The organism is Streptomyces sp. NPDC040622, from assembly GCF_055593965.1.
The window spans coordinates 269,085-286,388 of sequence record NZ_JBVIXD010000007.1 but is presented as its reverse complement, the minus strand read 5'-3'; the positions used below and the strand labels follow the sequence as shown (position 1 = coordinate 286,388).

The following is a 17,304-nucleotide window of genomic DNA, read 5'->3' as shown; positions in this document are numbered from 1 at the left end:
CCATCCGTCAGCCGGGCGTCGCACGACGCCCGGCCGGCCTGCGTAAGAAGTGGAGTGTGTTCGTGAACTTCAAGCGCCGCGCCGTCGCGGCCGCAGCCGTACTCGCCGTCGCCTCAGCCGGTCTCGCCACCGTCCAGGCCACCGCGGAAGCCACCCAGCCCGAAGCCCACGCACGGCGGCAGGCCTGCCCCGACCTCGCCGTCACCCAGGGGTGGTACGGCGAGAACCGGGCGCGGCTCCAGCGGATGATCGACACCCACGGCCACTGCGGCCCCCAGCGGCACCGGGGCGGCGCCAAGCCGGTCGCCACCTTCGACTGGGACAACACCGTCATCAAGAACGACATCGGCGACGCCACCATGTTCTGGCTGCTGCGCAACGGGAGGATACGGGCGCCCGAGCACGGCGACTGGCGCACCACGAGCCGCTACCTGACCGCCCCCGCGGCCAGGGCCCTGGCGAAGGCCTGCCCCGCCACCCGCGGCACGCTGCCCACCCGCACCGACACCGCCTGCGCCGACGAGATCCGCTCCGTCTACAGCGAGGGCACCACGACGGCGGGCCGGGCGGCCTTCGACGGGTTCGACCACCGCCGCATGGAACCGCAGTACGCCTGGCTCGCCCAGCTCACCCGCGGCTGGTCCACCCGCCAGGTCAAGGAGTTCGCCGCCGCGGCCCGCAAGGAGAACCTCGCCGCGCCCGTCGGCGCCGAACAGCGGGTCGGCACCGGCAAGGTCACCGGCTGGGTCCGCTACTACGACCAGCAGCGCGACCTGATCCGCACGCTCAAGAAGGCCGGGTTCGACGTCCACATCGTCTCCGCGTCGCCCGAGCCGGTCGCCGAGGTGTGGGCGAAGGCCGTCGGCATCGACGCCCGGCACACCCTCGGCATCCGCAACGTCACCGCCCACGGGAAGCTGACCGCGCGCCTGCAGGGCTGCGGCACCGTCGCGGACGGCGACGACTCGATGATCACGTACATCGACGGCAAGCGCTGCTGGATCAACAAGGAGATCTTCGGCGTGCGCGGCGCGGCCGCCGAGAAGGTCCAACCCGCCGCGCGCCGCCAGGTGTTCGCCGCCGGCGACTCCGACACCGACGTCTCGTTCCTGCGCGACGCCACCGGCCTCAGGCTCGTCCTGAACCGCAACAAGAACGAGCTGATGTGCCGCGCCTACGAGAACGGCGACGGCCGCTGGCTCGTCAACCCCATGTTCATCGGGCCCAAGGGCCGGCAGGCCGCGCCCTACCCCTGCGCCACCACCGGCTACACCGAACGGGACGGCGGCGAGGGCCCCGTGCGGCGTTCGGACGGCTCCGTGATCCCCGATCAGAAGGACACGATTTTCGGGGCGTCGACGGCATCGTCAGCCTCGTAGGACTGATGTACGGTCCACTCACATGCGTAACAGAAACATTTTGGCGCTGACCCTGGCCGCGGCCGCCGCCCTGGCGGCCGTCCCGGCAGCTCTCCCCGCGGCCGCCGCCACGCCCGCGAACTCCCCCGCGGCTGCGGGGCACTGCCCGCAGCTGTCGAAGAAGCTGACCTGGTACGGCCACAACCGCGCCAAGCTGCAGCGCACGATCGACGAGCGCGGCCGCTGCTCCCACCCGCACCTGGGCAAGGGTGAGAAGCGCCCGGTCGCCGCCTTCGACTGGGACAACACGGTCACCAAGAACGACGTGACCGACGCGACCATCGCCTGGTCCCTGCGGCACGACAAGATCCTGCGCCCCAAGAGCTGGAAGTCCACCAGCAAGTGGATGACCGACGAGGCCGACCGCGCGCTCACCGAGGCCTGCGGCACCGACGTCCCCGTCGGCAAGCCCCTGCCGACGTCCAGGGACACCGCCTGCGCCGACGAGATCTTCGAGGTCCGCGAGGACGGGAAGACGATGAGCGGCGACGCGGCCTTCGCGGGCACGTGGGACCACCGCCACACCGTCCCGCAGTACGCCTGGGTGCCGCAGCTCTTCGCCGGGCACACCGTCCCCGAGCTGGAGTCGTACGCCGCCAAGGCCCGCAAGGAAGCCCTCGCCGCCCCGGTCGGTGCCACCCAGACCGTCGGCACCCACGAGATCCCCGGCTACGTCCGCTACTACGACCAGCAGCGCGACCTGATCCGCACGCTCAAGAAGGCCGGCTTCGACGTCTACATCGTCTCCGCGGGCTCGGAGCCGGTGACGGAGGTCTGGTCCAAGAGCGTCGGCATCGACCGCGAGCACACCGTCGCCATCCGCTCGGTGCTCGACCGCAAGGGCCGCATCACCCCCTGGAACCAGGGCTGCGGCGGCGTCCCCGTGAACAAGGGCGAGGCCATCCCCTACATCGACGGGAAGCGCTGCTGGATCAACCAGGAGATCTTCGGCGTCAAGGGCAAGAAGGCCTGGCAGCAGCAGGACTTCACACACCGCATCGCGCTCGGCGGCGGCGACGCCGACACGGACGTGACGTTCGTCGCCGACGCGACCGGCGCGCACCTCGTCCTGAACCGCAACAAGGGCGAGTTCATGTGCCGCGCCTACGACGACGCGGACGGCCGCTGGGTCGTGAACCCCATGTTCATCGAGCCGCTGGAGCAGAAGAGCGACCCGTACCCGTGCTCGACGAGCGCGTACAACGAGCACGACGGGAGCAAGGGCCCCGTCCTGCGCGAGGACGGCTCCGTGGTCCCCGACCAGCAGGACGCGGTGTACTGACCTCCGGGGTGACGACAGCAGTGTGAAGGCAGGCCCTAGAGTGCCGGGATGAGCATGTCGCCGCCGCCCGGCTGGTACCCGGACCCCCACCAGCCCTCCGTCGAGCGCTGGTGGGACGGGGCCACCTGGACCGAGCACCGGCGGAGCCCCGAGCACACCCGAGTGCCCGCGGCGACGCAGGGCTTCGGCCCGCCGGCCACCACCACCGTGATGGAACCGGTGTCGCGGGGCGGCGGCCGCACGAAAGCCGCCGCGCTGGCCGCCGCCGGAGTCGTCCTCCTCGGGGCGATCGTCGCGGGCGCCGTCGTCCTGACCCGGGACGACGGCGAGCCGCAGGGCGGCGGTCCCGCGCCCAGCACGCCCGCGAAGTCCGACACCTCGCCGACCGATGCGGCGAACGACTCGGCGTCCCCGACCACCGACGCCGACCCGGACACCCTCGTCGACGACCTCAACGGCATCACGCTGCCCGTCCCCGAGGGCTGGGAGAAGGACGACGACTCCCTGGGCGGCGGCGCGACCATCCAGACCCCGGACATCGTCGACTGCCCGGGGGACTCCGGCCTCTGCCGCGAGGGCACCGTCACGTCGAGCACCGTCACCGGCACCGACGAGACGGACCCCAAGGCCCTCGCCCTGACCGACATCCAGGACGCCGCGGACGCCGCCTACGACAAGGACAAGCTGGACCAGCAGCCCTACGGCGGCATCACGCGCCACGAGAAGGTCAAGGAAGGCCAGGTGGCGGTCGCGGGCCGCACCGGCTACTTCGTGCGCTGGCGGGTCCACACCGAGAAGGGCGCCGGGGGATACGTCCAGTCCCTCGCGTTCGCGTCGAGCGTCGGGTCCGAGTCGATGATCACCGTCCGCTTCGCCGTCGGCGCGGGCGACGACGCGCCGCCCGTCTCCGTCATGGACGAGATCACCCACGGGATCCGTTCGGTCGAGGACAGCGCCACGGGCGGCGGCGTGGGCAACGACCCCGGGGCGACGCCCTAGAGGGGCGGCCGCGGGGTCACAGGAACGTGTGGCCCTCGCCCCGGTACGTCGGCACGCTCGCCGTCACCGCGTCGCCCTCGACCAGGTGCAGCGTCGCGAACCGCTCGCACAGCTCCCCGGCCTTCGCGTGCCGGAACCACACCTTGTCGCCGATCAGCAGATCGTCCGCGGGCGGACCGTGCAGCGGCGTCTGCACCTCGCCCGCGCCCTCCTGTGCGTCGTAGCGCAGCCCTTCGGGGAGGTACGGCACCGGAGAGCGGTCGGCGCCCGCGACCCCCGACGCCGGATAGCCGCCGCCGAGCACCGTTACGGTCCCCACGCCCGGCCGCCGCACCACGGGCTGCGCGAACAGCGCGGACGGACGCCCGCTGAACGACGTGTAGTTGTCGAAGAGCCGCGGCACGAAGAGCCCCGACCCCGCGGCGATCTCGGTCACCGCGCGCTCGGCCGCGGTGTGCTGCACGCTGCCGGTCCCGCCGCCGTTCACGAACTCCAGGTCCGGGGCGACCGCCCGGACGGCGGCGATCGTCTGTCCCCGGCGCGCGACGAGTTCCTTGCGGGCCGCTGCCTGCATCATCCGGATCGCCCGCGAACGCGCCGGATGCCCCTCGACGGAGTCGCCCACCCCCGCGACGTGCCCCTCGTAGGCCATGACGCCCACGAGCCGGAAGCCGGGCCGCCGGGCGATGGCGCGCGCCAGGGCGGCGACCTGCGTGGGGGAGTGCAGCGGCGAACGCAGCGCCCCGATCCGCACCCGCCCGCCCAGCACCTTGAAGGAGGTGTCCAGCTCCAGGCAGACCCGCACCTCCTCGGCACCGCCGCCCCTGGCCTCGTCGATCAGCCGCAGCTGGGCCGGATCGTCGACCATCACCGTCACGGAGGCCGCGAGCTTGGGGTCACTGGCCAGTTCGGCGAAGGAGGCGCGGTCCGCCGACGGATAGGCGAGCAGCACGTCGTCGAAGCCGGACCTGGCCAGCCAGAGCGACTCGGCGAGCGTGAACGACATGATCCCGGCGAAACCGTCCCGGGCGAGGACCCGTTCGAGCAGGGCGCGGCAGCGCACGGACTTGCTCGCGACCCGGATCGGCTTGCCGGCGGCGCGGCGCACGAGATCGTCCGCGTTGGCGTCAAAGGCGTCCAGGTCGACGATGGCGACGGGGGCGTCGAGATGTGCGGTGGCCCGGTCGTAGCGGGCCCGGTCTGCTGCGAGCTGCGGCGCGACGAGCCCTGTCGAGGGGCGGTGGCCGGGAGTCGGACGGGCAGTCATGGCCGAAGCCTGCCAGACACGATTACCCGAGGGTAGGGGGATGATCCGGGCAGATCGCCCGGGGGTGCGGACTGAGTTCCCGTACGCCGTGTGTCTGCCCGTAGAGTGACGCGCACGGAGCCTGGCAGAGCGGCGCGCGCCGAGCCTCGCCGGCCGAGCGCTCCGGCCGGCCGAGCGCGAGGAAACGGGGGAGCATGAGCACGGAGGCGCCTCGCAGCCCCATCCCCCCGCGCCCCGGCACGCCGCCCCGGCCCACGGCGCCGCCGTCCCCCGCCGAACGGACCGGCGCGGCGGCCGAACCGCCGCCCGTGCCGTCCGCCCGATTTCCCGACGTCAGGCCGCCGGTCGACCGGGACTGGGTGCTCGAAAGCCCGCGTACGGACCGGGAGGCCGCCGACGCCGACGAGCGTGCCGACGACCGCGCAGATGCCCTCGACCCCGCGGACGCCCACGTCGCCGAGCCCGCTCAAGAGGCCCTCATAGAGGACCTGATGGCGCCCTTCGAACAGGCCAGGGCGGAGCGCGAGGCGTCCGGCGCCACCGCGCCGCCCCCGCCGCCTCCGGCCTCGGCACGCCTGCCCGACGCCCCGCCGGCGGTCACCGGCACGCTGCGCGTTCCCGACGAGGTCGGGGGTCGGGACGCCGACGTGGCCGGTGCGGGCGACCTGGACGTCATGGACGACCTGGACGTCATGGACGAAGCGGACGAGCCCGGATCCGAAGAGGCGACGGCCACTCCCTCCGTCGCCGCCGGCCCGTCCCTGCCCCCGCGCCCCGCCGTCCCTCCGCAGCCCTCCGCCCCGCCCACCACGGCACCGGCCCCCGGGGACGAACGGCCGGTGCCGCCCGGGGAGACCACGACGCGGCTGCGCCCCGTACCCGACGAGGCGCCGTCGCCCACCACCGCACCGACCGCGCCCGCGGCCCCGCCCCGGGTCGCGCCCCCACGCCCCGCGGAGGCCCCCCGCCGGACAACCGCCGCCCGTCGCGCGCTCGGAGCCGTCGACCTGACGCCGGCGCCCGGCGCCGGGCGGCCCTTCGTGTCCTTCGCGCGGCCCGCGCTGTACGACGACAGCACCACCCGGCTGCGCCCCGTCGGCGCCTGGGCGCGCCCGCGCGCGGCCGCCGCCGCTGCCTGTGTCGTCATCGGGCTCGGCCTCATCGGCGGCGCCGCGACCGGGAGTTGGCTGACCGGCGAGTCCGCGGCCGGCGGTACCGCCCGCAGCGCGTACACGGTCACCGGCGGGCTGTGGCACAGCGTCCCCGTCGACCGGCTGTTCCCGCCCGAGCTCAAGGGCGAGGGCGCGGGCCCCGGCGGCGCCGACCGCTCCTGGACCCGGATAGCCGTCGCCCCGGACAGCGGCTGCCGGGGCGCCTTCGACCCCCTGCTGTACAAGGCCCTCGCCCCGGCCGGCTGTCTGCGGCTGCTGCGTGCCACGTACACGGACGCCACGCGCAGCCACGTCACCACCGTGGGCCTGCTGTTCACCAAGGCGGACGCCGACGGCATGCAGACCCTGCGGAACCGTTTCACGGAGGAGGGGCTCGACCGGCGCCCCGACCTCATGCCCCGGCCCTACGCCGCCAGGGGCACCGCCGCCAAGGACTTCGGCGACGCGCAGCGGGCCTCCTGGACCGTGTCCGTGCTCCCGGACGCGCCCGTCGTCGCGTACGCCGTCGCCGGATTCGCCGACGGCCGCGCCGTCACCGACCCCGAGCCCGCCACCGAGGCGATGGGCACCAACACCACGTCGGCGCCCGCCCAGTCCGGCCTCGGCCACGAGGCGAAGGGCATCGCGGACCGCGTCGAGCGCGGCCTGCGCAAGACCATCGCGGCCGCGGAGAAGACATCGTGAACAGTCGTGCGCGGGACGGCTCCCGCGGAGGTGGCGCCGTGCGGGCCCGTCAGTCGCTCGTCGCCGTCGTCGCGGCCGCGGCCCTCGTCCTCGCCCCGGCGGCCACCGCCCGCGCCGACGACGGCATCCGCGCCCAGCAGTGGGCCCTGGACGCCATGCACACCGGCCGGGCCTGGCAGACCACCCAGGGCAAGGGCATCACCGTCGCCGTCCTGGACACCGGCGTGGACGCCGAGCACCCGGACCTGAAGGGCAACGTCCTCCAGGGACAGGACATGGTCGGCTTCGGCTCCCGCAGGGGCGACCGCCCCTGGGCCCGGCACGGCACCGCCATGGCCGGCATCATCGCGGGCCACGGACACGGCGAAGGCCGCGGCGACGGCGTGCTCGGCATCGCGCCCGAGGCGAAGATCCTGCCGGTCCGGGTGATCCTCGAAGACGGCGACCCGTCCCGCAAGAAGGCCCGCAACACCCGCGGCAACGCGCTCGCCGAAGGCATCCGCTGGGCCGCCGACCACGGCGCCGACGTCATCAACCTCTCCCTCGGCGACGACTCCAAGTCCGCCCACCCCGAACCGGCCGAGGACGCGGCCGTGCAGTACGCCCTGAAGAAGGGCGTCGCCGTCGTCGCCTCCGCGGGCAACGGCGGCGAGCGCGGCGACCACGTCTCCTACCCGGCCGCCTACCCCGGCGTGATCGCCGCGACGGCCGTGGACGAGAACGGCGCCCGCGCCTCCTTCTCCACCCGCCGCTGGTACGCCACCGTCGCCGCCCCCGGCGACGACATCGTCATCGCCGACCCCGACGGCAAGTACTACGAGGGCTGGGGCACCAGCGCCGCCTCCGCCTTCGTCTCGGGCGCCGTCACCCTGATCCGCGCGGCCCACCCCGGCCTCACGCCCGCACAGATCAAGCAGCTCCTGGAGGACACCGCCCGCGACGCCCCGTCCGGCGGCCGTGACGACTCCCGCGGCTTCGGCCTGATCGACCCGGCGGCGGCGCTCGACCGGGGCGCACGGCTCAAGCCCGATGCGCCGCGTACGGCCGCCTACGGCACCGAGTACTTCGGTCCCGGCCCGGACGAGCCGATGGACGACGACGGCCCCGCGGGCTGGGTCGGCCCGGTCGCGGGCGCCCTCGGCGTGGCCCTGCTCGCGGCGGCGGTCCAGCTCTGGCGGACCAGGTCGGGGACGTCCCGGCGGGGCTGAGGCGCCGGGTGGCGGTGCCCCGGGCGACTGATCGCGGCGCCGGGCCCACTCTGTAGGGTCGACACCGTGGCGAACATGGCGAACAAGAGCATTCCCGACCCCGGCTTCTCCGACGACGACGGGACGGCCGACCCCCGGCTGGCCGCGGCGCTCGCCGCCTGGTCGCAGGACCGCACGGCCCACGGTCCCGTCCTGGCCGCCCTGACCGGCGCCCGCCTCCTCGTGCCCGTCGTCGCCGTGCTCGGCGAGGTCGAGGAGGACGAGAACGGGCTGCGCCGCGAGAAGACCAGCGACATGGCCGTCCCCACCCTCAAGGCGGGCGACCGCAAGGCGCTGCCCGCCTTCACGTCCATCGAGGCCCTCGCCCTGTGGGACCCGGCCGCACGTCCGGTAGCCGTCCCGCTGCCCCAGGCACTGCAGGCCGCCGCGCACGAGCAGGCCGACACCATCGTCCTCGACCTCGCGGGACCCGTCCCCTACGAGCTGGGCCGCTCCGCCCTGCTCGCCCTCGCCGAGGGCCGCGCCAGCGCCGACCCGCTCTCCGACCCGGCTGTCACCGACGCGGTGCGCGCGGCCGTCGCCGCCGAGCCCGACGTGCTCCGCGCCCACCTCGGCCCCGGCCAGGCGGACGGCACCCTCGCCCTGGTCCTCGACCCGGTCGCGGACCCCGCGCAGGCCGCCCAGCGGGTGGCCCGGCGGATCGCCGCCGACGAAACACTGAGGGCCCGCCTGGTGCGCGGCCTCGACCTGGCACTCCTGCCGGCCGAGGCGACGCCACCGGGCGAGCCCCTCTACGTACGTACGGTGTGAGGACTCAGCCGAAGACCGGGCCCGTGTACTTCTCGCCGGGACCCTGACCCGGCTCGTCCGCCACCACCGACGCCTCGCGGAACGCCAGCTGCAGCGACTTCAGGCCGTCACGCAGCGGCGCCGCGTGGAACGAGCTGACCTCCGTGGCGCTCGCGTCGAGCAGTCCGGCCAGCGAGTGGATCAGCTTGCGGGCCTCGTCCAGGTCCTTGTGGCCCTCGCCGCCCTCGGCGAGGCCGAGGTTCACGGCGGCGGCGCTCATCAGGTGGACCGCCACCGTGGTGATCACCTCGACCGCGGGGACGTCCGCGATGTCACGGGTCAGGGTGTCGAAGTCGGGGGAGCCGCCGGCGGGGGACTCGGGGGTGGGGGTCGTGTCGCTCATGTCCACACGATAAGCCGCGCCCCGGATCGCCCGACCCGCGGGAGCGGCTGTGCACACCGGTTCGCTCCACCCCCCGGGAGCTGCTAACCTTGTGTAACGACCGGCTGGATGCCCGCGTGTCAACGCAAGGATCCGGCCCACAAGTGGAGGCTCCGATCTCCCACCTGACCGCTCCCCGGAGCGGCGGGTCACCGGTCAGGCGGCCGAAGTCCCCGAGGCTTCGGGTCGCCCGATGTGCGCCCCGCGATCACCGCGGAGGTGCTCCGGTAGTACGTGGAGCCCCTTCCTGTGATCGGTCGGGGCATTTTTTGTGCGCCGGCGCGGTTGGTCCAGATAACAGACGTAACGCGGCTGTCCGCCAGACGGTCGCGTGGTGCTACCGAGGAGGATCCATCAGCGCCGAGCCCCGCATCAACGACCGGATTCGCGTTCCCGAGGTGCGACTTGTCGGTCCCAGCGGCGAGCAGGTCGGGATTGTTCCGCTTGCCAAGGCCCTGGAGCTTGCGCAGGAGTACGACCTTGACCTGGTCGAGGTCGCGGCGAACGCCCGTCCGCCCGTGTGCAAGCTCATGGACTACGGGAAGTTCAAGTACGAGTCGGCCATGAAGGCCCGTGAAGCGCGCAAGAACCAGGCGCACACGGTCATCAAGGAGATGAAGCTCCGGCCGAAGATCGACCCGCACGACTATGACACCAAGAAGGGTCATGTCGTCCGGTTCCTCAAGCAGGGCGACAAGGTCAAGATCACGATCATGTTCCGTGGTCGTGAGCAGTCCCGCCCCGAGCTGGGCTTCCGACTGCTGCAGCGTCTCGCTTCGGACGTCGAGGACCTTGGGTTCATCGAGTCGAACCCGAAGCAGGACGGCCGAAACATGATCATGGTTCTCGGTCCGCACAAGAAGAAGACCGAGGCGATGGCCGAGGCCCGTGAGGCCCAGGCGGCCCGCAAGGCGGACGCGAAGGCCAACCCGGGCCGTTCGCAGAACTCCGCCGAGGGGGACGACGAGCTCTCCGAGGCTCCCGCCGAGGCCCCGGCCGAGGCCCCCGCCGAGGCCTGATCCGCTGGACGCGAGTCCAGAGGATGCCAACTGACACATAGGGTCCTCCCGGATGCCCGGTTTCACGACCGGGCATCGGAGTGCCACTGACGAGGAGAGAACGGCGCTATGCCGAAGAACAAGTCGCACAGCGGTGCCAGCAAGCGCTTCAAGATCACCGGCTCCGGCAAGGTGCTCCGCGAGCGCGCCGGCAAGCGCCACCTGCTCGAGCACAAGTCGTCCCGTCTGACGCGTCGCCTCACCGGCAACGCCGAGATGGCCCCGGGCGACGCCAAGAAGATCAAGAAGCTTCTCGGCAAGTGAGTCCGGGCGCACACCGCGCCTGAACTCTGACCGGGACCCAATCGATACCGGGCCGTGTGAGTCCAACCACGGCCCCGCTACAAGGAGTTAACAAGTGGCACGCGTCAAGCGGGCAGTCAACGCCCACAAGAAGCGTCGGGCGATCCTCGAAGCGGCCAGCGGCTACCGCGGCCAGCGGTCGCGCCTGTACCGCAAGGCCAAGGAGCAGGTCACCCACTCCCTGGTCTACAACTACAACGACCGCAAGAAGCGCAAGGGCGACTTCCGTCAGCTGTGGATCCAGCGCATCAACGCCGCTGCCCGCGCCAACGGCATCACCTACAACCGCTTCATCCAGGGTCTGAAGGCCGCCAACATCGAGGTGGACCGCAAGATCCTCGCGGAGCTGGCCGTCCACGACGAGAACGCGTTCGCCGCGCTCGTCGAGGTCGCGCAGAAGGCGCTGCCGTCGGACGTCAACGCGCCGAAGGCCGCGTGACGCTGCGCTGAGCTGAGCGTGATGTCGGACCCGCAGGCCGCCTGGCTTGCGGGTCCGCTTCTGTTCGGGCTCTCGTCCGCCCCCTGCTCCTGTCTGCCGTCCGCGGATCGTGACTGGCTGGTCGCGCAGTTCCCCGCGCCCCCGCGGGCTGTCCCCGCGGGACGCCCGCACCGTTTCCCCGAAGGTGAGTCCATGCCTGCCGCCCCTGAGCCGATCTCCCCCAAGTCACCTCGCGTCAGTGCCGCGCGGCGGCTGGCCAAGCGGAACTTCCGGGGCAAGGAGCGGCTGTTCCTCGCCGAGGGGCCGCAGGCCGTGCGGGAGGCCGCCGGGCACGGGCAGACGCTCGTCGAACTGTTCGCCACCGTCGACGCCACCGAGCGGTACGCCGACATCGTGGGGGAGGCCCGCGCGGCCGGCGCCCGCGTGCACCTCGCCGACGAGGACGTCATCGCCGACATCTCGACGACCGTCACCCCGCAGGGCCTCGTCGGCGTCTGCCGGTTCCTGGACACCCCCTTCGAGGAGATCCTCGCCGCCCGGCCCCGGCTCGTCGCCGTCCTCGCGCACGTCCGCGACCCCGGGAACGCCGGGACCGTGCTGCGCTGCGCGGACGCCGCGGGCGCCGACGCCGTGATCTTCACGGACGCCTCCGTGGACCTCTACAACCCCAAGGCGGTGCGCGCGTCGGTCGGTTCGCACTTCCACCTTCCCGTCGCCGTCGGAGTCCCCGTCGAGCAGGCCGTCCAGAGGCTGGGGGACGTCGGCGTACGCGTCCTGGCCGCCGACGGGGCGGGCGAGGACGACCTCGACACGGAACTCGACAGGGGCACCATGGGCACCCCCACCGCCTGGGTCTTCGGCAACGAGGCCTGGGGGCTGCCGGAGGAGACCCGCGCACTCGCCGACGCGGTGGTGCGTGTTCCGATCCACGGCAGAGCCGAGAGCCTCAACCTCGCGACGGCCGCCGCGGTGTGCCTCTATGCGTCCGCCCGTGCACAGCGTGCCGCTGGAGGGTGCCGCTCCGTCACATCGAGCTAGTAGTGTGACGGGCTCGGGGGGCCTCCCTCCAGGCTCTCGGCACGTCCCCCACGTTCTCGGCTCCGCCCGGACACGGGGACCTCCGAGCAGGGAGGAACCCCCCACCGGCAGTCCGAGAGGTGGGGTACGGGGAATGAGTGTCGGCACGAGCGGAGCACCGGGGGTGGCGGACGTCGTCCGTCCTCACGCGGACCACGGCGGTCCCGGTGACCTCGGCGGCCTCGGACTCGATCCCGACGAGCTGCCCGACGGCCTCGTCGTCGCGGACGAGACGGGCCACGTCATCTGCTTCAACTCGGCGGCGGTGCGGATCACCGCGGTCGCCGCGGCGGACGCCCTCGGCACCCCCCTGGAGCACGCGCTCCCCTTAGAAGACCTCGAAGGCCGCCGCTGGTGGCCCCTGACCGACCCCTACGGCGGCCTCGCCATCCGCGTCGGCCAGCCCGAGCGCAATCTGCTGCTGCCCGGCGGCCGTGAGGTCCTCGTCTCCGCCCGCTACGTGCGCACCACCCGCACCGGGCCCGTACGCCGCGTCGTCGTCTGCCTGCGGGACACCGAGGCCCGTCGCCGCACCGAGCGCAGCCACGCCGAGCTGATCGCCACGGTCGCCCACGAGCTCCGCTCGCCCCTCACCTCCGTCAAGGGCTTCACGGCGACCCTGCTCGCCAAGTGGGAGCGGTTCACCGACGACCAGAAGAAGCTGATGCTGGAGACCGTCGACGCCGACGCGAACCGCGTCACCCGGCTGATCGCCGAGCTCCTGGACATCTCCCGCATCGACTCCGGCCGCCTGGAGCTGCGCCGTCAGCCCGTCGACATCGGCGCGGCCGTCGGCCGGCACATCCAGGCGCACGTCGCCGCGGGCCAGGACGCGGACCGCTTCCTCGTCCGCGTCCAGCAGCCGCTGCCGGACTGCTGGGCGGACCCCGACAAGATCGACCAGGTGCTCAGCAACCTGCTGGAAAATGCGGTGCGGCACGGCGAGGGAACCGTCACCATCGAGGTGGCGCCCTCCTCCTCGCCGCGCGAGCGGGGCGGCGCCGAGACCGCCGTGACCGTGAGCGACGAAGGTCCCGGTATTCCGGAGGAGTCGATGGGCCGCGTCTTCACCCGCTTCTGGCGGGGCAGCAAGCGCGGCGGGACGGGACTGGGGTTGTACATCGTGAAGGGCATCGTGGAGGCGCACGGCGGGACGATCACCGTCGGCCGCGCGCCCGGCGGCGGCGCCCAGTTCCGATTTACGTTGCCCGTGGGGGCTCCGGCGTATCTCCAGTGACCGCTGTGAGGACGCCCCGAGCGGCCCGCGGGCTCATTCGTTCACCGCACCCCCGTTAGACTCGGTCGTTGGCACTTTGTGTCCCCACACCTGGGACAGCTTGTCTCCGAGTCGTTGACGGGGACCCATCCGCCAGCCAACCGGAAGCACGGGAAGAGATGTCGGCACCGAACAAGTCGTACGACCCTGTTGAGGTCGAGGCACTGAAACCTGAAGAGATCGAGCGCATGCGGGACGAGGCGCTCGCCGCCTTCGTGGCCGCGGACTCCCTCGACGCGCTCCAGGAGGCCAAGGTCGCGCACACCGGCGGCACCTCGCCGCTGGCCCTCGCCAACCGCGAGATCGGCGCGCTGCCCCCGCAGGCCAAGGCCGAGGCGGGCAAGCGCGTGGGCATGGCCCGCGGCGCCGTGAGCAAGGCCCTGGCCGCCCGTCAGAGCGAGCTCGAGGCCGAGCGCGACGCCCGCGTCCTGGTCGAGGAGGCGGTGGACGTCACGCTGCCGTACGACCGCACGCCCGCCGGCGCCCGGCACCCGCTGACCACGATGATGGAGCGCGTCGCCGACGTCTTCGTCTCGATGGGCTACGAGGTCGCCGAGGGCCCCGAGGTCGAGGCGGAGTGGTTCAACTTCGACGCGCTCAACTTCACGCCCGACCATCCGGCCCGGCAGATGCAGGACACCTTCTTCGTCCAGGGCCCGAACGGGACCGACGGCGGGGGAGAGTCCGGTGTCGTGCTGCGCACCCACACCTCGCCCGTGCAGGCCCGCGCGCTCCTCGAGCGCCGCGAGCCGCCGGTCTACGTCGTGTGCCCCGGCCGCGTCTACCGCACGGACGAGCTCGACGCGACGCACACCCCGGTCTTCCACCAGATCGAGCTGCTCGCCGTCGACGAGGGCCTCACCATGGCCGACCTCAAGGGCACCCTGGACCACATGGTCCAGTCGCTCTTCGGCCCGGACATGAAGACCCGCCTGCGGCCGAACTACTTCCCGTTCACCGAGCCGTCCGCCGAGATGGACATGGTCTGCTACGTGTGCCGCGGCGAGTCCGTCGGCAACCCGGACCGCCCCTGCCGCACCTGCGGCAGCGAGGGCTGGATCGAGCTCGGCGGCTGCGGCATGGTCAACCCGAAGGTCCTGACGGCCTGCGGCGTCGACCCCCAGAAGTACAGCGGATTCGCCTTCGGGTTCGGCATCGAACGGATGCTGATGTTCCGCCACAACGTCGAAGACATGCGAGACATGGTCGAGGGTGACATCCGGTTCACCCGGCCGTTCGGGATGGAGATCTGATGCGGGTCCCGCTTTCCTGGCTGCGGGAGTACGTCGACCTCCCCGCCACCGAGACCGGCCGTGACGTGCAGGCCAAGCTGATCGACGTCGGCCTGGAGGTCGAGACCGTCGAGCAGCTCGGCGCGGGCCTCAAGGGCCCGCTCGTCGTCGGCAAGGTCCTCACCATCGAGGAGCTGGAGGGCTTCAAGAAGCCCATCCGCTTCTGCACCGTCGACGTCGGCACGGCCAACGGCACCGGCGAGCCGCAGGAGATCGTCTGCGGCGCCCGGAACTTCCGGGTCGGTGACAAGGTCGTCGTGGTCCTGCCCGGCGCCGTCCTGCCCGGCGACTTCGCGATCGCCGCCCGCAAGACGTACGGCAAGACCTCGCACGGCATGATCTGCTCCGGCGACGAGCTCGGCATGGGCGACGACGGCTCGGGCGGCATCATCGTGCTGCCCCCCGAGCACGAGGCGGGCACCGACGCCATCGAGCTCCTCGAGCTGGTCGACGAGGTCCTGGACATCGCCGTCACGCCCGACCGCGGCTACGCGCTGTCGATGCGCGGCGTCGCCCGCGAGACCGCCACCGCGTACGGCCTGCCGCTGCGCGACCCGGCGCTGCTCGACGTGCCCGCGCCGAACTCCTTCGGCTACCCGGTCAAGGTCTCCGACCCGCTCGGCTGCGACCGCTTCACCGCGCGCACCGTCACGGGCCTGCAGCCCGAGGCCCGCTCCCCGATCTGGCTGCGGCGCCGGCTGCAGAAGGTCGGCATGCGCCCGATCTCGCTCGCCGTCGACATCACCAACTACGTGATGATGGAGCTCGGCCAGCCCCTGCACGCGTACGACCGTTCCCGCATCCAGGGCACGATCGGCGTGCGCAGGGCCGAGCAGGGCGAGAAGGTCACCACGCTCGACGGTGCCAAGCGCGTCCTGGACGCCGAGGACCTGGTCATCACCGACGACCGCGGACCCATCGGCATCGCGGGCGTCATGGGCGGCGCCAACACCGAGATCGCCGACTCCGTCACCGACCCGGAGACCGGCCGGGTCAGCGGCACCACCGAGGTCGTCGTCGAGGCGGCGCACTTCGACGCGCTGTCCGTCGCCCGCACCGCGCGCCGCCACAAGCTGGCCTCCGAGGCGTCCAAGCGCTTCGAGCGCGGGGTCGACCCGCAGGCCGCCGCGGCCGCCGCGCAGCGCACCGTCGACCTGCTCGTGCTCCTCGCGGGCGGCAGCGCCGAGGCCGGGGTCACCGAGGTCATCGCCCCGACCGCGCCGCGCACGATCACCATGCCCGCGGACCACCCGGACAAGGTCGCCGGTGTGGCGTACGGCCGCGAGACCGTCGTGCGCCGCCTCCAGGAGGTCGGCTGCGACGTCTACGGCCAGGACGACCTGACCGTCACCGTCCCGTCGTGGCGCCCCGACCTCGCCGAGCCGAACGACCTCGCCGAAGAGGTCATCCGCCTGGAGGGCTACGAGAACCTGCCCTCGACGCTGCCCAAGCCGCCGGCCGGCCGTGGTCTGACCGACCGGCAGCGGCTGCACCGCAGGGTGGGCCGCGCGCTGGCCGGCGCCGGTTATGTCGAGTCGCCGAGCTACCCCTTCATCGGTGAGGGCGTCTTCGACCAGCTGGGCCTGGCGGCCGACGACACGAACCGCCGTGTGGTCAAGCTCGTCAACCCGCTCTCCGACGAGGAGCCCGCGCTCCGCACGACGCTGCTGCCGGGGCTGCTCTCCGCGCTGCGCCGCAACGACGGACGCGGCTCGCACGACCTGGCGCTCTTCGAGACGGGCCTGGTCTTCCACCCCCGTGAGGAGCTCAAGGCCGCCGGGCGCCTGCCCGTCGACCGGCGCCCCACGGACGAGGAGATCGCCTCCCTCACCGAGGCGCTGCCCGACCAGCCCCGGCACGCCGCCGTCGTCCTCGCGGGCGCCCGCGAGCAGGCCGGCTGGTGGGGCAAGGGCCGGTCGGCCGATTGGGCCGACGCCGTCGAGTCGGCGCGGACCATCGCCCACGAGGCGGGCGTCGAGCTCATCGTCGACCAGGGCCAGTACGGCCCGTGGCACCCCGGCCGCTGCGCCGAGCTGAAGGTGCTGATCGGCGAGGAGATCGTCACCGTCGGCCACGCGGGCGAGCTGCACCCGCGCGTCGTGAAGGCGCTCGGCGTGCCCGCGCGCACCTGCGCGATGGAGCTCGACCTGGACCTCCTGGAGTCGGCGCGCGACGGTGTCGTCCGGGCGCCGCGCATCTCGACCTTCCCGGTGGCCACCCAGGACGTCGCCCTCGTGGTCGACTCCGCGGTGCCGGCCGCCGTCGTCGAGTACTACCTGCGCGGTGGCGCGGGTGAACTCCTTGAGTCCATCCGGCTGTTCGACGTCTTCGAGGGCGAGCAGATCGGCGCGGGCAAGAAGTCCCTCGCGTACGCGCTGCGCTTCCGGGCGGCCGATCGCACGCTGACCGTCGACGAGGCGTCGGCGGCCCGTGACGCGGCCGTCGCGAGCGCGGCCGGGGCGACGGGCGCGGTGCTGCGCGGAGCGTAGTCACCACCCGTAGGCGACAACAGGCGCACAAGAGGCGCAAAGAGGGGCTTATTCGGACCACCGGATAAGCCCCTCACTCGTTTGGGTGACAAGTGGCGTCACCCTGGCC

The 17,304-nt window shown here is 72.9% G+C and carries 15 protein-coding genes; 13 read left to right on the top strand and 2 right to left on the bottom strand.

Annotated features, from left to right (window positions below; all coding sequences use genetic code 11):
* The first annotated feature begins 62 nt into the window (after positions 1 to 62).
* Genes ACZ592_RS21855 through ACZ592_RS21845 form a run of 3 tightly spaced genes read left to right on the top strand, consistent with a single transcriptional unit; the run spans position 63 to position 3,699 of the window.
* Complete coding sequence (locus tag ACZ592_RS21855) at positions 63 to 1,379, top strand: HAD family hydrolase (RefSeq protein ID WP_471583248.1); 1,317 nt, start codon at positions 63 to 65, stop codon at positions 1,377 to 1,379.
* A 22-nt stretch (positions 1,380 to 1,401) separates the two neighbouring features.
* Positions 1,402 to 2,700: a haloacid dehalogenase-like hydrolase gene (locus ACZ592_RS21850; protein WP_471583247.1), complete on the top strand. Its 1,299-nt coding sequence runs from the start codon at positions 1,402 to 1,404 to the stop codon at positions 2,698 to 2,700.
* Between the two features lie 48 nt (positions 2,701 to 2,748).
* Complete coding sequence (locus ACZ592_RS21845; RefSeq protein ID WP_471583246.1) at positions 2,749 to 3,699, top strand: DUF2510 domain-containing protein; 951 nt, start codon at positions 2,749 to 2,751, stop codon at positions 3,697 to 3,699.
* Between the two features lie 16 nt (positions 3,700 to 3,715).
* On the opposite strand, the gene ACZ592_RS21840 is transcribed toward ACZ592_RS21845, so the two are convergent.
* Positions 3,716 to 4,966 carry an amino acid deaminase/aldolase gene (locus ACZ592_RS21840; protein ID WP_471583245.1) on the bottom strand — a complete coding sequence of 417 codons (1,251 nt, stop codon included), beginning with the start codon at positions 4,964 to 4,966 and terminating at the stop codon, positions 3,716 to 3,718.
* Positions 4,967 to 5,160: 194 nt separating this feature from the next.
* On the opposite strand from ACZ592_RS21840, the gene ACZ592_RS21835 reads away from it, so the two are divergent.
* The 3 genes from ACZ592_RS21835 to ACZ592_RS21825 all read left to right on the top strand — a co-directional run bounded on the left by ACZ592_RS21835 (position 5,161) and on the right by ACZ592_RS21825 (position 8,840).
* Positions 5,161 to 6,822: a hypothetical protein gene (locus ACZ592_RS21835; protein WP_471583244.1), complete on the top strand. Its 1,662-nt coding sequence runs from the start codon at positions 5,161 to 5,163 to the stop codon at positions 6,820 to 6,822.
* A 38-nt stretch (positions 6,823 to 6,860) separates the two neighbouring features.
* A complete protein-coding gene (mycP, locus tag ACZ592_RS21830; protein ID WP_471583503.1) occupies positions 6,861 to 8,030 on the top strand; it encodes a type VII secretion-associated serine protease mycosin in 1,170 nt (389 codons plus the stop codon).
* 75 nt (positions 8,031 to 8,105) lie between these two features.
* Complete coding sequence (locus ACZ592_RS21825) at positions 8,106 to 8,840, top strand: SseB family protein (protein ID WP_471583243.1); 735 nt, start codon at positions 8,106 to 8,108, stop codon at positions 8,838 to 8,840.
* 4 nt (positions 8,841 to 8,844) lie between these two features.
* Here the strand turns inward: ACZ592_RS21825 and ACZ592_RS21820 are convergent, their stop codons facing one another.
* Positions 8,845 to 9,222 (bottom strand): DUF1844 domain-containing protein, encoded by a 378-nt coding sequence (locus ACZ592_RS21820; protein ID WP_471583242.1) that lies wholly within the window; start codon positions 9,220 to 9,222, stop codon positions 8,845 to 8,847.
* A gap of 392 nt (positions 9,223 to 9,614) precedes the next feature.
* Between ACZ592_RS21820 and infC the strand changes: the two genes are divergently transcribed.
* The 7 genes from infC (at position 9,615) to pheT (ending at position 17,195) form a co-directional block, all read left to right on the top strand.
* Positions 9,615 to 10,280: a translation initiation factor IF-3 gene (infC, locus tag ACZ592_RS21815; RefSeq protein WP_471583502.1), complete on the top strand. Its 666-nt coding sequence runs from the start codon at positions 9,615 to 9,617 to the stop codon at positions 10,278 to 10,280.
* Positions 10,281 to 10,388: 108 nt separating this feature from the next.
* Positions 10,389 to 10,583: a 50S ribosomal protein L35 gene (gene rpmI / locus ACZ592_RS21810; protein ID WP_003947156.1), complete on the top strand. Its 195-nt coding sequence runs from the start codon at positions 10,389 to 10,391 to the stop codon at positions 10,581 to 10,583.
* A gap of 94 nt (positions 10,584 to 10,677) precedes the next feature.
* Positions 10,678 to 11,061: a 50S ribosomal protein L20 gene (gene rplT, locus ACZ592_RS21805; protein ID WP_471583241.1), complete on the top strand. Its 384-nt coding sequence runs from the start codon at positions 10,678 to 10,680 to the stop codon at positions 11,059 to 11,061.
* A 192-nt stretch (positions 11,062 to 11,253) separates the two neighbouring features.
* Positions 11,254 to 12,099 (top strand): TrmH family RNA methyltransferase, encoded by an 846-nt coding sequence (locus ACZ592_RS21800; protein ID WP_471583240.1) that lies wholly within the window; start codon positions 11,254 to 11,256, stop codon positions 12,097 to 12,099.
* Between the two features lie 133 nt (positions 12,100 to 12,232).
* Entirely contained in the window at positions 12,233 to 13,375 is a 1,143-nt protein-coding gene (locus ACZ592_RS21795) for a sensor histidine kinase (protein WP_471583239.1), read from the top strand.
* Between the two features lie 158 nt (positions 13,376 to 13,533).
* Positions 13,534 to 14,667 (top strand): phenylalanine--tRNA ligase subunit alpha, encoded by a 1,134-nt coding sequence (pheS, locus tag ACZ592_RS21790; RefSeq protein ID WP_471583238.1) that lies wholly within the window; start codon positions 13,534 to 13,536, stop codon positions 14,665 to 14,667.
* Positions 14,667 to 17,195: a phenylalanine--tRNA ligase subunit beta gene (pheT, locus tag ACZ592_RS21785; protein WP_471583237.1), complete on the top strand. Its 2,529-nt coding sequence runs from the start codon at positions 14,667 to 14,669 to the stop codon at positions 17,193 to 17,195. The genes pheS and pheT overlap by 1 nt, the downstream gene beginning before the upstream one ends.
* Positions 17,196 to 17,304: the final 109 nt, after the last annotated feature.